This window comes from Streptomyces sp. NPDC049687 (genome assembly GCF_044465285.1).
Lineage (GTDB): Bacteria > Actinomycetota > Actinomycetes > Streptomycetales > Streptomycetaceae > Streptomyces.
Genome location: NZ_JBITLN010000005.1, coordinates 16,449 through 29,267 on the forward strand (window position 1 = coordinate 16,449; position 12,819 = coordinate 29,267).

Here is a 12,819-nt window from a genome sequence, read left to right on the forward strand (position 1 = left end):
CCGTCCAAGACTCGTGTCCCGCCACGGAATGCGCCATGAGGGCAACCATGGTGAGTGACTGTCAGATCATCATTTTGCCGGACGGCTCTTGCCGGGCGGAACTCGCCTCGTCGGTGGGGGCTGAGCTGGGGTTCTCCGCGAGCGGCGCTGTCCCCGGCAATCCGGCCCCGGGTGAACCAGGTGCACCCGGAGGGGCAGGAGGAGATCCGCCTCTGGGGCGATGCGGTCCACGCCCCGGTTGGGCAGGCTGCACGTCAGGTCCAGCACGAAGAGGAAAGGCAGCATGGAAACGATCCTGGAGCCCGACTGGAGCATCGCGAAAATCCTGGGGGCCGCCCGGGGCGCGCAGACGGCTGCCGACGGGGAAGCCATCGGTACCGAGCACTTACTCGCCGGCATCACCACGGCCAAGGGGGATGCGTGCGAAGCCCTCGCGGCCGAAGGGGCGACCAGGACCGCGCTGCTGGCGGTGTTGCGGGACAGGGAAGACCGGGACGGCGCGTGGAGCGGCGCCGACGACGTCGAGAACAGCGTGGCCGCGCAGGACGTGCTGGGCGAAGACGGTGAGCGGCGGGTCCGCTTCACGGGCGCCGCGGCCAGGGCGCTGACCGCCGCGATGGCGCAGGCACGGCGGGACGGCGCGGTGAGGTTCGGCGCCGTCCATCTGCTGCGGGCGCTGCTGGAGCAGGACAACCGCGCCGTGGAGGTGCTGGGTGTCTGCGGCATCTCACCGCAAGCCGTACGTGCCCGCCTCGACGGCGGCACCGCGGGCCATGAGGACGGCCTCACCCCCCTGCTGCACGCCACCCGCGACGTTCTTCTCGGTCGTAGCCACTATCGGCACCTGCCCTTCTGGAAGCGGTGGCTGGTCAAGAGCGCCGGGACCAACTTGGCCTCGAGGCCTGCCTGGTGGGTCGAACTGGAGACCTACGAGCAGGCACGTCGCCTCGGTGCCGACGTGGCGGGCACCGAGCACGTCCTGCTGGCGATCCTGGCCACCCACGAGGTCGCGCTCCGGTACCCGCATCTGGCGGGGGAGAACGCTCCTGCTCCCGACACCCGGTACACGGGCGGTGAGCGGCTGGCCCGCCTGGGCATCGACTACACGTCGGTCCACAGCGCACTGACCGCTGGTCGCGTCCGTCTGACGGCTGACGCCCGGCCCGTCGAGCAGTACCTCGCTGAGGCGGCTGGCCCCAGCGCGGCGAGTTCGGCCGACTCCGGCAGCGCGGCGACGGCCGACCCGGGCACCGGCCACCTGGTCGAGCTCCTCCTCGGGGAGGAGACACGCGCCCGGCAGCTGGTCGACGCCCTGACCGCCGTTTCCGGCGACTGACAGGGATGCGGGTGGGCTCCCGACCCTCGGTCGGGAGCCCACTGCCGTACGGGGTGTTGCCGTCAGCCGCCCACGTACCAGCTGAAGCCGCCGTTGCTGGCGGCCACGGCCAAGAGCACGCCCCAGACGACCACGTCGACGACGCCGAGGATGATGCCGGCCTTCGCCATTCCGGCGCCGTTCTTGACCGCTGCCTGGCGTCGGGCGACAGCACCGAAGACGATGGCCAGCGGACCCAGCACGATGTTCAGGATGAACAGTCCGACGATGCCGCAGCACAGGCTCGCGATCGCCAGGCCGTTGGTGCGCGATCCGGAGGACGCGGCAGAAGAGCTGCCGTAACTCGCCATTGGATACTCCCGGTTGTCGGTTGCACGGACCGAACGGGCCGCACGCTCCTTACTTTTGCCTTGCTTGTCCGAATGCCCCTTCGAGGCATTCCTATGTCAACGGCTCGTCAGGCTGGGTGTCCATCGCGCCCGGGGTGAGGGGTGGAGGGCCGGCGCGGTCACCGGCCCCCTCCCCACGGGCTGTCAGCTCTTGCCGAGGAGCTTGTTCATCTCGGCGATCTCGGCGGTCTGCGCGGTGACGATGTCGTCGGCCATGGAGGTGGCGGCGCCGTACTTCCCCTTGGCCTTCTCGGTGGTGGCCATCTCCACGGCACCCTTGTGGTGCTCGATCATCATGGTCAGGAACATGGTGTCGAAGTCGGCGCCGGACGCCTTCTCCAGCTCGTCCATGTCGGAGCCGTCCATCATCCCGGGCATCCCGGAGGTGGAGTGGTCCATGCCGGGCATCCCGGAGGTGGAGTGGTCCATGCCGGGCATCGATTCCGCCGAGCTGTCGGACGACGTCGGGACGTCCTCGCCCCACGACTTCAGCCAGCCGCTCATGGTCTTGATCTCCGGGTCCTGCGCCTTCTCGACACGCGCGGCGAGGTCCTTGACCTGGGCGGACGATGCCCGCTCGGCGGCCAGCCCGGCCATCTCCAGGGCCTGGCGGTGGTGCGGGATCATGCCCTGCGCGAAGGACACGTCCTGGGCGTTGTGCGCGCCGGCCGCGGCGTCGGCGCCGGCGGACGACGACGAGGAACCGTGACCGCCCGCTTCTCCGCTGCCGGTGCTGTGGCCGCCGTCGTTGCCGCAGGCGGCGAGGACGAGCGCGGCGGTGACGGACGCGGCCGCCAGGGCGGCGCGGCGGGTCAGGGTACGGGTGTGACGCATACGGGAACTCCTGCAGTGCTGTGGTGTGCTGCGCCGTGCTGTGCGCAGGGGGATCCGGACATGCCGAGGCGCACCGCGTCGCCGTGTCGTGGCCGCGGTGCGGGTGGTGTCTAGATCCGCAGGAGCTGCAGTTCCGCCAGGGACGGTGGTGCGCGTGCGCTGTCCGGTGCCTCGGCCGGGTACGAGCGGACGGCGTCGGCGGGATCCGGCACGGCCACCGGGTCGGGAAGGAGAGCGGGCAGGGCCGGCGCACCGCTCACCGCGGCCGCCACACAGGTGGGGTCGGCGTGATGGAGGTGGCCTCCACCGCAGTCCCCACCGCCTCCGCCACAGTCCTCATGAGCGCTGACTTCGACGTGCGCGCCGACCTCGACGGCCGGCATGTGCCGCGCCCCCGCGTGCTCAGGGGCGGCACCGCCGGGGGCCAGGGCATGCATCGCCAACAGCCCGGCCAGCAGCCCGAGCACGAACAGCGCCCGCCACCGCCGCGGGGGCGACGGCGCGGGGCGCTGCTCGGGACTGTTCATCGGGGCCATCCTAGGCGGAGCCTGTGAGCGGCGGGCCACCCGGTGAGTTCGGCCGGTCGGTCGGACCGTGTCGGTGTCCGCGGGTTCGCTTCGTGTGGACGCGGGTGACCTCGCCGTTCTCCCCGACGAGGCTCACCCGGGGTCGGCCGGCCGTCGAGTTCGATCCGGCCCGCCGACGCGCCACCCGGCCGACACCACCCGGCCCGGGCGGACGGCATCCTGACGACGAGTTCGGCCCCGTGGACCGGAGCGGGAGCGGCGGCCGTGAACCCGCCGCCGTCGGCGGTCAGCAGGACGTCCGGCGCCATGACGTCCAGCGGTTGCCGCGACCGCCTGGTCCGCGGGGCGGCCGGGAACCGCTCCACCACGCCTGTTGCTCCGACCGGCTCACCGGCACCCCCGGTGTCCGCGCCAGATCAGGCGCGGAGCGGCGGCAGAACGACGTGCCGGCAGTGTTCACCCGGCGCTGGTATTCGGCCTGGCCGACGTCACCTGAAGACCGCTCACCCCTTGACGGCGGAGCTGGCGACTCCCTGGACGAACCAGCGCTGGAAGAACGCGAAGACGATCAGGACGGGCAGGACGAGGAGGACGCCGAAGGCGAGGATCTGGCCCCAGTCCGGGGGCTGCTGGCCCTGGAAGACGCTCATCTCCAGGGGGAGGGGGCGGACGGAGGGGTCGGAGACCATCAGGACCGGCCACAGGAAGGAACCCCACTGGGTGAGGAAGGTGAGGATCGCGACCGAGGCGAACACCGGCTTCGACATCGGCACGACGATCGCGAAGAAGGTGCGCCAGGGACCCGCCCCGTCCAGCCGGGCCGCCTCTTCGATGCTCGGCGGGATCGAGCGGAAGAACGTGTGGAACTGGTAGACCGAGAAGGCGTTGGCGATGAACGGGACCGCCTGGACGTAGAGGGTGTTGCGCTGGTCGTTGAACAGATAGAAGAGCGGTACGGCGACCGACTCGAACGGCACCAGCATCAGCAGCAGGACGAGGGTGAAGACGGCTTCCCGGCCGCGCCACTTCAGCCGTGACAAGCCGTACGCGGCCATCGAGTTGACGAAGAGACCACCGGTCACCACGACGAACGCGACGAGCAGTGAGACGCCCATGAAGCGCCAGAAGTAGCCGGTGCTGTCGGAGTCGAGTGCGTCGAGGACGTGAGCGTAGTTGTCGAAGGACAGATGGGTGGGGAGGAAGCCGGTCAGGCCGTTCAGTACTTCGTCGGAGGGCTTGAGGCTGCCCAGGAGCAGATACAGCACGGGCAGTACGAAGACGAATGCCAGGACTGCGAGGACGGCGTAGTCGGCGAAGCGGCGCAGGGGCGCGCGGGTCGTGGCCATCGTGGGTCAGTCCTCGTTGTCGGGCCGGACGACGCGGCGCTGGATGAGGGTCAGGGCGACGACGATCAGGAAGAAGACGACGGTGATCGCGGACGCCTGGCCGATGTTGTTCTGGTCGAAGGCGGTGGTGACGGCCTGGTACATCACGGTGCGGGCGGCGTCCTCGTCCAGGCCGCCGCCGTGGATGAGGACGTAGACCTGGTCGAAGACCCGGAAGGACAGCACGGAGGTGAGCATGGCGACGAAGACGAGGGTGCCGCGGATGCCCGGCAGGGTGACGTGCCGGAACTGCTGCCAGCGGCCGGCCCGGTCGAGCTCGGCCGCCTCGTAGAGCTCGCCGGGGATCTGCTGCAGGCCGGCGAGGAGGATGACCATCTGGAAGCCGACGCCCTGCCAGACGGACAGCACGATGATCGAGGCCATGGCGGTGGCCCCGTCGCCGAGCCAGTCGAAGGCGCCCCAGTTGCCGAAACTCACCGCGTGCAGCGCGGAGTTGAGCAGACCCTGGTCGCTGCGGGCCAGGATGAGCCGCCAGATGACGGCCACCAGCGCCATCGGGAAGACGACCGGCAGGAAGAACAGGGACCGGAAGAGACCGATGGCCTTGAGTTTGCGGTTGAGCAGAATGGCCAGGGCCAGTGCCAGACCCGTCTGGAGCGGTACGACGACCACGGCGAAGGTCAGGTTGTTCAGCAGCGCCCGCAGGAACGGGCCGGACAGGTCCGGGTCGGTGAACAGCCGACGGTACTGCTCAAGGCCGAAGAAGGTGGGCGCCAGCGGGGAGCCGAGACGCACGTTGTAGAAGGAGAGGACGACGGCGTAGCCGAACGGGACGCCGACGAAGGCGATGAGCCCGACGACGGCCGGAGTGGACATGAGCAGCCCGTGCACCCAGTCCCGGTTCTTTCGCGCCGGCCGCGAGCGCTTCACGGAGTTCACGGGCGGGCCTTGCTCCCTGTCGGCGGGCGCGGCATGCGCGGATTCCACGGTCTTCACGGGGGTCCTGTTCCCGGCCGGGACGGGCGGTGGCGTACGCGCCCGCCCGGCCGACGGTTCCTACGGGATCTGGTAGCCGGCGTTGTCGGAGAAGTCCTGGTCGATGCCGCGGGCGGCCTTCTCCAGGGCGCTCTTCGGGTCGTCGCCGCCGTAGACGGCGTTCAGGGCGTCGCTGAACTTGGCGGTGACCGTGGGGTATCCGGCGGTGACCGGGCGGGTCACGGCGACGCAGGACTTGGTGATGTCGCTGTCGCCACAGGGCTTGGCGAGCTGCTCGGCGAAGAGCTGGAGCGGGCCGCCCTGCTTGTAGAGGGGGCTCGCGGCGAGCGCGGTCCTCGTGGCGGGCGGCGCGCCGTTGGCCGTCGTCATCGCGGTGACGTTGGCGTCGTTGAGGAGGAAGTCGAGGAAGGCGCCGGCCGCCTTGGCGTTCTTGCTGTTCGCGCCGATGCCCCAGGCCCAGGAGCCCTGGCCGGTCTTGGGGCCGTTGCCGAAGTCGGGCAGCGGAAGCACGACGAGGTCGCTGCCGAGGGCCTTGCTGTAGGCGGGGTACATCCAGTGGCCGACCCAGCTCAGCGCGACGCGGCCCTTGGCGAAGGCGTTGCCGTCGGTGTTGGGGTCGACGTACGTCTTCCAGGACTGGAAGGTCTTCATCGCCGAGACCACGGCCGGGGTGTCGAGGGCGCCCTCGGCCTTGCCGTCCTTGAGCAGCGAGCCGCCGGCCGACCAGACGATCGGGGCGAAGCCGTAGGTGCCCCACTCGGTGGCGTAGCCGTTGTTCTCCTGGAGGTCCAGGGGCTTGCCGTCGGAGTCCTTCGCCTTGAGCGCGCCCAGCGCGGCCGTGAACTGGTCGGCCGTCCAGTCGTCGGACAGGCTCGTCGGGTACTTCACCCCGGCCGCGTCCAGCAGCTTCTTGTTGCCGTAGATGCCGAGCCCCGAGTCGTACATGCCCAGGCCGTAGTGCTTGCCGTCTATCTCGCCCTGTGACTTGCTCGCGTCCGTGGCGTTGGCCATCGTCTTGGAGGAGACGTAGTCGTCCATCGCGGCGAGCTTCTTGTTGTAGACGAAGTTCGCCATGGTCGGGCCGTCGAACTCCATCACGTCCGGCAGCTTGGAGGCGTCGGTGGCGGTGATGGTCTTGGTGTAGTCGTTGCCGGGGATGAGCTTCAGCTCGACCTTGATCCTGGCCTGGGAGGAGTTGAAGGACTTCACCGCGTTCTGCAGGGCGGTGTCCTCGCTCTTCTGTCCCTGATGGGCCCAGACGCTGATGGTGCCCTTGCCGCTGCCCGCCTCCGCGGACGCGTCGGTGCCGCTGCCCGAGCCGCACGCGGCCAGGGTCGCGAGGGGCAGGACGAGGGCGACGCCCGTACAAGCGGTGCGGCGGTGCCTTCTGCTGGTCGAGCTCATGCTGGTGCCTCCGTGCGATGCGAGGGTTCGAAGTGCGCTGGTGCTTTGGCGGCGTGGGTGTGGGATCCCTGGGCCTGACGGCCGTGGAGGGGTTACTGGGGTCCGCGCGGGCGCGGTGGGGCGGTCGTCTCGCGCAGGACGAGACGGATGGGCATCCGTACGTGTCCGGGCCGCTCGGCGTGCGGCTCGTCGAGCTGTCGCAGCAGCAGCCGGGCGGCCTCGGCGCCCTGCCCCGCGACCGGCTGCGCGACGGTGGTCAGCCCGACCACATCGGCGAGTTCGTGGTCGTCGAAGCCGACGACGGACACGTCGTCCGGCACCTTCAGCCGGTGTCGCCGCAGGGCGCGCAGCGCGCCCATCGCCATCTCGTCGGACTGCGCGAACACGGCCGTCGGCGGCCGGGAGGTGGCGAGCAGCTCGGTCATGGCCCGTTCACCGCCCTCGACGGTGTAGTCGCCGTCCGCCTCCAGGGCACGGTCGTGCTCGATGCCGGCCTCGGCCAGCACGTCCAGGTACGCCTGGCGGCGCGCGATGGGCGTGGTCCAGTGCAGCGGCCCGCTCGCCCCGCTGATCATGCCGATCCGGCGGTGGCCGAGGTTCACCAGATGCCGTACGGCGCTCTCCGCGCCCGCCCGGTCGTCGATGCCGACCACGGTGAAGCCGGGCCGGGCGCCGCCGACCGTGCTGGCCAGCGGCACCCCCAGGGAGCGCAGGGCGGTCGACTCCTCCTCGTCGGGGATGAGCAGCGACAGCACGGCATCCACCCGCTTGCGCACCGGCAGCTTGGTGAAGAAACGCTTGCGTGACTCCGGCGAGCCGAGGTTGTACAGCAGGACGTCGTACCCGGCGGCGCTGAACACGTGCTCGGCGGCGTCCAGCACGGTGCCGAAGAACCAGCGGCCCACGTACGGGACCACGACCCCGATCGTGAAGGTGCGCCCACTCGCCAGGCTGGACGCCGAGCGGGAGGCCGTGTAGCCGAGCTGTGCGGCGACTGCCGCGATCTGTGCCCGCACCTCGTCGGACACGCCCGGCTGGCCGCGCAGTGCCCGGGACACGGTGGACGCCGATACTCCGGCGGCGCGGGCGACATCGGTGATGCTGACGGTCACTGCGCTTTTCTCCCGTCGGTTTCACGTCGGTGTGATCTGTGGGTGACGAGACCGTAAACCCGGCCTCCTTGTTGCGCAAGCGTTTGCGTTCAGTTTTACTTGGGCCGATTCTTAAGCGAGACCTTTCGTGGTTGACGTTCAGCGCACGCGTTTGAGCGCTGCGAGCCGACAGGAACTGTGCATGCGATACGCCCCGCCCGGCCTCTGCGTGAACGACTTCGCCCTGCTGCGCGACGACGACGGCACCTACGCGGTGCTGCACCTGCAGGGGCCGTGGACGGCCGAGTTCGACCACCTCAGGATGGAGACCTCGTACGGCAGGGCCACCTCCACCGACCTGGTCGGCTGGCGGCCCGAGGGCACCGCCTTCGGCAACGGCCTGCCCGGCCGCTTCGACCAGCAGGCGGTGTGGACCATGCACCCCATCCCGTACGGCGACGGAATGGCGATGTTCTACACGGGCGTGAGCGGACTGACGGCCGACGGCTGGCCGTTGCAGTCGGTCGGTCTCGCGTACTCCGACCGCACCGACGGCACCGGCTGGCGCCGGCACGGCACCGGGCCGGTCGTCGAGGCGGATGCCCGCTGGTACCGCACCGGCGAACGCATGGGCTGGCGCGACCCGTTCGTCGTGCCCGACGACGAGTCGGACGGCTGGGTCATGGTCGTCTGCGCCGCCGACGCCTCCCTGCCGGTGGAGGTCAGCGGCTGTGTGGCGTGGGCGACCTCGGACGACCTGGAGCACTGGACGGTCCATCCGCCGCTGGTCTCACCCGGTGACGTGGACGAGTTGGAGTGCCCGGTCCTGGAACGCCTCGACGACGGCAGCTGGCTGCTGATCGGTTCGATCGGCGCGACACGTGGCTTCGAGGCGTGGACGGCACCCCGCCTGCGCGGCCCGTGGACCCGCCGGGGCCCAATGGGTCCGACCGGCTCCTACGCCCCTCGCGTCGTCGCCGCCCCCGACGGCACCCGTGTCGTCCTGCACACCACTCCCCGCCGCGTCGACCTCACCGACTCCGGCGAACGCTGCCGGGGCATGCTCGCCCAGCCCAAGTCCCTTGTCGTGCCGGAGGACTCGGCGCCCCGCCTTCAGTGGTGGCCGGGCCTGGACAGCTGGCTGGGCGAGGAGACACGGGACCCGGCGCTGCACGCGGTCGGTGACATCGAGGTGTCCGGCCGCGTCGAGATCACCCTGCGGACGGCCGGGGACGACGGCCGCGCCGCCCTGGTCGTCGGCTGCGACGGCAAGAACCTCTGGATCACCGGCCCCGCCGGCGCACCGCTGACCGAGACCGTCCTGCCCGAACCCGCCACGACCCTGCGCGTTCTCACCGTCGGCGAGTACGTCGAGGTCTACGCCGACGGCGTCTTCGTCCTGACCACACTGTGCTACTCGGGTCACCCCGCACCCTGGACGGCGGTGGCGGAAGGACGCGTCCGCAGCATCCCCGTCCGCCCGGTCCGGCTGCCCGACCCCGATCGCGACGACGCTTCGGCCATATGGCCCGGACCGATGCCGAGCCGCTGAGAACGGTCGGGTCGGAGCCACGCTGACTCGCTCGCCGCGCGCGGCGGTGGGGTTGACGTCGGAGGGGCCCTCGCCGTCGAGCACGCCTCGAAGTGTGGGAAGAACAGGGCGGGTTCATCCATGGTCCGCAGGACAGGACCTGGCGGTGAGGCGCTCGAAAAACCAGTGGAGCAGCGCCGCTGTGCGCCTCTACCGTGCTGTCGAACCAAGTTGTCCAGGCAAGGACGTGCCGTTGTACACCGTGTGAGACCTCCCGAGCGCTGATTCGTCGCGCGTCGCGCCTGTGCGCCGCGCTGCCTTTTGCTGCGGACTTCTCACTGGAACCGGTGTACTTCTGTGTTCAATGACTGGGTGGTCGTGCCCACCTGCCTGCCGCTCGTTCTCCGCCGTTGTCACGCGTGCGCGTCCGAGCGCTTCCGGGCGAGCGGCAAATTCCGCGTCAACGCAAACCACAAGATGCTGGACGCCTGGCTCCTCGTGCTCTGTACCGTTTGCGGGGACACCGCAAAGCTCACGGTCCTGGAACGGACGAATGTGCGGTCCGTACGACCCGGGCTGCTGGACCGGCTGCATGACAACGCCCCCGACCTGACAGCTGAGCTGCTCCAGGATCCGGTCGTGCAGCGCCGTAATCGCATCGCCCTCGACTGGGACGACGCCTGGCGCCTCGACACCGGCGGACCGGACCACCTGGATCGCGAGGTGATCGACGTCTCGGTCCGCTTCGCGGCGCGGATCCCCGTCCGGCCGGTGCGGCTGATCGCTGAAGGTCGCGGTCTTTCGCGGGCCGGGGTCGAGAGACTGATCACGGAGGGGAAGCTCGTTTCGGCCGTCCGGCTGAGCGGCAAGCTCACCGGCGACTTCACCTTCACGCTCAAGCCCTGAACCCACCTCGGGCCGGGGCCGGTCCGGCGGATCCTGCCGGACCGGCCCCGGCCCGAAGCCGATCAGCGGGTGGTTCGGGCACCCGGGGGCCGACCGTGCGGCAGAAGGCGACAGCTCGATGTGCTCCCGATCCGCACGAAGCCTCAGGTCAGGGCCACACCAGGCAATAAGGCTGATGCCCCGCCTCATGCAACCGATGGCTGAAGTCCTGCCATTCGTGCAGCAACTGGTACACGTTGAACGCGTCCCGTGGGCCGCCGCGGTCCGGGACCGTGGACCAGATGAAGGCGGCCGCGCCGACCGCTTCCTCGCCGATGTCGCGGAGCGGGTCGACCACCGTCATGGGGAGCTTCACGACCGCGTAGTCGGGGTGCAGGACGACCAGTTCGAGCGGGGGCACCTTGTGGAGGGGGACGCCTTCGATGCCGGTCAGCACCATCGCGGCCATCGTCTCCGGCTTGATCTTGGTGAACATGCCGTTCATGCCGAGCTCGTCGCCGCCGAGTTCCTCGGGGCGCATCGAGATCGGGACGCGGGCCGCCGTGGCGCCGTCCGGCGCGCCGAAGTACTTGTACGTCACCCCCACCCGACCACCATTCCTGCTCCCCGCCCGGAGGCGATCGACCCGATGGTCGACTCGCCGGTCGATCCGCTCGGGCTCATTCGGTACTGCCGGGTTGATGCCCGGATTCACACCCTGATTCTGACGTGCTTCGTTGGCTTCCTCCGCGTCGCGCCGGTGCCTTCCCCGCCGGGCACGTCGAGGACCCAGGTCATCAGTCCCCTCGCCCAGTCCGCCACCGCGATGCATATCTCCACCCGACTGCTTTTCTAGGACGCGTGGCCCCGCCGCGCAACCCGATCATCGTGTCAGTGACCTCCCCCACGGCCGCCCGCCGAAACGTGCGTGGAAAAACACCTGTCCGCAGGATCTTCGCAGCCCCTCGACACACGGTCGTTGTGAGCTACGTCTATCAGGCTCAGTCCGTCTCAGTTTCGCAGATGCCGGCTGATGGGGGAGGGGCGGAGGTGGGGGCCTACCCTGGAGAGTCACTGGCAACCGGAGTCCAGCAAGTCGGAGAAGGTCGGAGAAGTCGCAGGTCATGAGCGAACTGCCCTATTCATACGATGCGCCCGTCTCGCAGGCGTTGTTCGACCGTGCGGCCGTCGTCACGCCAGGCGGTGTGAACTCGCCGGTCCGTGCCTTCCGCGCGGTGGGCGGAACGCCCCGGTTCATGGTGTCCGGTACGGGTCCGTACCTCACCGACACCGACGGGCGGGAGTACGTCGACCTGGTCTGCTCCTGGGGGCCCATGATCCTCGGGCACTCCCACCCCGAGGTGATCGCCGCCGTCCAGGACGCCGTCTCCCGCGGCACCTCGTTCGGTACGCCCGGTGAGGGCGAGGTCGCGCTCGCCGAGGAGATCGTCGAGCGCGTGGAGCCCGTGGAGCAGGTGCGGCTGGTGTCCAGCGGGACCGAGGCGACCATGTCGGCCATCCGGCTCGCCCGCGGGTTCACCCAGCGCTCGAAGGTGATCAAGTTCGCCGGGTGCTACCACGGTCACGTCGACTCGCTCCTCGCCGCGGCCGGGTCCGGTGTCGCCACCTTCGCGCTGCCGGACACGCCGGGTGTCACGGGCGCTCAGGCCGCCGACACGATCGTCCTGCCGTACAACGACCTGGAGGCCGTGCAGGAGGCCTTCCACCGGCACCCCGGGGAGATCGCCTGCCTCATCACGGAGGCCTCGCCGGGGAACATGGGCGTCGTCCCGCCCCTGCCCGGGTTCAACCAGGGGCTCAAGGACGCCTGCCGGGCGAACGGCGCCCTCTTCATCTCCGACGAGGTCATGACCGGCTTCCGGACCAGCCGCGCCGGATGGTACGGGATCGACGGGGTCAGGCCCGACCTGATGACCTTCGGGAAGGTCATGGGCGGGGGCTTCCCCGCCGCGGCCTTCGGCGGGCGGGCCGACGTCATGGCGCACCTCGCGCCCGCCGGGCCCGTCTACCAGGCCGGCACCCTCTCCGGGAACCCGGTCGCCACGGCCGCCGGGCTCGCCCAGCTCCGTCTGCTCGACGACGCCGCGTACGCGAAGGTCAACGCCGCGTCCGAGCAGATCCAGGCGCTGGTCTCGGAGGCGCTGGGCAAGGAGGGCGTCGCGCACACCCTGCAGAGCGCCTCCAACATGTTCTCCGTGTTCTTCACCGACCGGCCGGTGCGCGGCTACGAGGACGCCAAGGCGCAGGAGTCCTTCCGCTTCACCGCCTTCTTCCACTCGCTGCTGGCGAACGGCGTGTATCTGCCGCCGTCGTCCTTCGAGTCCTGGTTCGTGTCCACGGCCCACGACGACCGGGCCATCCAGCGGATCGCCGACGCCCTGCCGGCGGCGGCCCGAGCGGCTGCGGAGGCCACCGCGTGAGTGACAATGCCAACACCAGCAACCTCGGCAACAAGAACG

12 protein-coding genes are annotated in these 12,819 nt (G+C 70.1%); 4 read left to right on the plus strand and 8 right to left on the minus strand.

Features of this window, described 5'->3' with window-relative positions; translation table 11 throughout:
* Window positions 1-283 precede the first annotated feature (283 nt).
* The gene (locus tag ACIBVL_RS17050; protein WP_399097963.1) at window positions 284-1,336 is read left to right on the plus strand and encodes a Clp protease N-terminal domain-containing protein; all 1,053 of its coding nucleotides are present in this window, start codon (window positions 284-286) and stop codon (window positions 1,334-1,336) included.
* A 62-nt stretch (window positions 1,337-1,398) separates the two neighbouring features.
* On the opposite strand, the gene ACIBVL_RS17055 is transcribed toward ACIBVL_RS17050, so the two are convergent.
* From ACIBVL_RS17055 to ACIBVL_RS17085, 7 genes are all read right to left on the minus strand, one after another.
* Window positions 1,399-1,686, minus strand: coding sequence for a DUF4190 domain-containing protein (locus ACIBVL_RS17055; protein ID WP_399097964.1), 288 nt, complete (start codon window positions 1,684-1,686; stop codon window positions 1,399-1,401).
* A gap of 183 nt (window positions 1,687-1,869) precedes the next feature.
* On the minus strand, window positions 1,870-2,559 hold the full coding sequence (locus ACIBVL_RS17060) for a DUF305 domain-containing protein (RefSeq protein ID WP_399097965.1): 690 nt from the start codon (window positions 2,557-2,559) through the stop codon (window positions 1,870-1,872).
* Between the two features lie 110 nt (window positions 2,560-2,669).
* Window positions 2,670-3,086 (minus strand): DUF6153 family protein, encoded by a 417-nt coding sequence (locus tag ACIBVL_RS17065; protein WP_399097966.1) that lies wholly within the window; start codon window positions 3,084-3,086, stop codon window positions 2,670-2,672.
* Between the two features lie 503 nt (window positions 3,087-3,589).
* Window positions 3,590-4,432 carry a carbohydrate ABC transporter permease gene (locus tag ACIBVL_RS17070; protein ID WP_399097967.1) on the minus strand — a complete coding sequence of 281 codons (843 nt, stop codon included), beginning with the start codon at window positions 4,430-4,432 and terminating at the stop codon, window positions 3,590-3,592.
* Between the two features lie 6 nt (window positions 4,433-4,438).
* Window positions 4,439-5,371: a carbohydrate ABC transporter permease gene (locus ACIBVL_RS17075; RefSeq protein ID WP_399097968.1), complete on the minus strand. Its 933-nt coding sequence runs from the start codon at window positions 5,369-5,371 to the stop codon at window positions 4,439-4,441.
* Window positions 5,372-5,488: 117 nt separating this feature from the next.
* A complete protein-coding gene (locus tag ACIBVL_RS17080; protein ID WP_399097969.1) occupies window positions 5,489-6,832 on the minus strand; it encodes an extracellular solute-binding protein in 1,344 nt (447 codons plus the stop codon).
* A 92-nt stretch (window positions 6,833-6,924) separates the two neighbouring features.
* Entirely contained in the window at window positions 6,925-7,944 is a 1,020-nt protein-coding gene (locus tag ACIBVL_RS17085; RefSeq protein ID WP_399097970.1) for a LacI family DNA-binding transcriptional regulator, read from the minus strand.
* A gap of 181 nt (window positions 7,945-8,125) precedes the next feature.
* Between ACIBVL_RS17085 and ACIBVL_RS17090 the strand changes: the two genes are divergently transcribed.
* On the plus strand, window positions 8,126-9,475 hold the full coding sequence (locus tag ACIBVL_RS17090; protein WP_399097971.1) for a mucin-1: 1,350 nt from the start codon (window positions 8,126-8,128) through the stop codon (window positions 9,473-9,475).
* A 336-nt stretch (window positions 9,476-9,811) separates the two neighbouring features.
* Entirely contained in the window at window positions 9,812-10,360 is a 549-nt protein-coding gene (locus ACIBVL_RS17095) for a DUF1062 domain-containing protein (RefSeq protein ID WP_399097972.1), read from the plus strand.
* Between the two features lie 148 nt (window positions 10,361-10,508).
* Here the strand turns inward: ACIBVL_RS17095 and ACIBVL_RS17100 are convergent, their stop codons facing one another.
* Window positions 10,509-10,946: a hypothetical protein gene (locus ACIBVL_RS17100; RefSeq protein ID WP_010353923.1), complete on the minus strand. Its 438-nt coding sequence runs from the start codon at window positions 10,944-10,946 to the stop codon at window positions 10,509-10,511.
* Window positions 10,947-11,463: 517 nt separating this feature from the next.
* Here ACIBVL_RS17100 and hemL point away from each other — a divergent pair.
* A complete protein-coding gene (gene hemL / locus ACIBVL_RS17105; RefSeq protein WP_399097973.1) occupies window positions 11,464-12,780 on the plus strand; it encodes a glutamate-1-semialdehyde 2,1-aminomutase in 1,317 nt (438 codons plus the stop codon).
* Window positions 12,781-12,819: the final 39 nt, after the last annotated feature.

Bases quoted from the DNA above. Each gene is read 5' to 3' on its own strand.
- ACIBVL_RS17050 (WP_399097963.1), top strand. From the start codon at position 284: ATGGAAACGATCCTGGAGCCCGACTGGAGCATCGCGAAAATCCTGGGG.
- ACIBVL_RS17055 (WP_399097964.1), bottom strand. From the start codon at position 1,686: ATGGCGAGTTACGGCAGCTCTTCTGCCGCGTCCTCCGGATCGCGCACC.
- ACIBVL_RS17060 (WP_399097965.1), bottom strand. From the start codon at position 2,559: ATGCGTCACACCCGTACCCTGACCCGCCGCGCCGCCCTGGCGGCCGCG.
- ACIBVL_RS17065 (WP_399097966.1), bottom strand. From the start codon at position 3,086: ATGAACAGTCCCGAGCAGCGCCCCGCGCCGTCGCCCCCGCGGCGGTGG.
- ACIBVL_RS17070 (WP_399097967.1), bottom strand. From the start codon at position 4,432: ATGGCCACGACCCGCGCGCCCCTGCGCCGCTTCGCCGACTACGCCGTC.
- ACIBVL_RS17080 (WP_399097969.1), bottom strand. From the start codon at position 6,832: ATGAGCTCGACCAGCAGAAGGCACCGCCGCACCGCTTGTACGGGCGTC.
- ACIBVL_RS17090 (WP_399097971.1), top strand. From the start codon at position 8,126: ATGCGATACGCCCCGCCCGGCCTCTGCGTGAACGACTTCGCCCTGCTG.
- hemL (WP_399097973.1), top strand. From the start codon at position 11,464: ATGAGCGAACTGCCCTATTCATACGATGCGCCCGTCTCGCAGGCGTTG.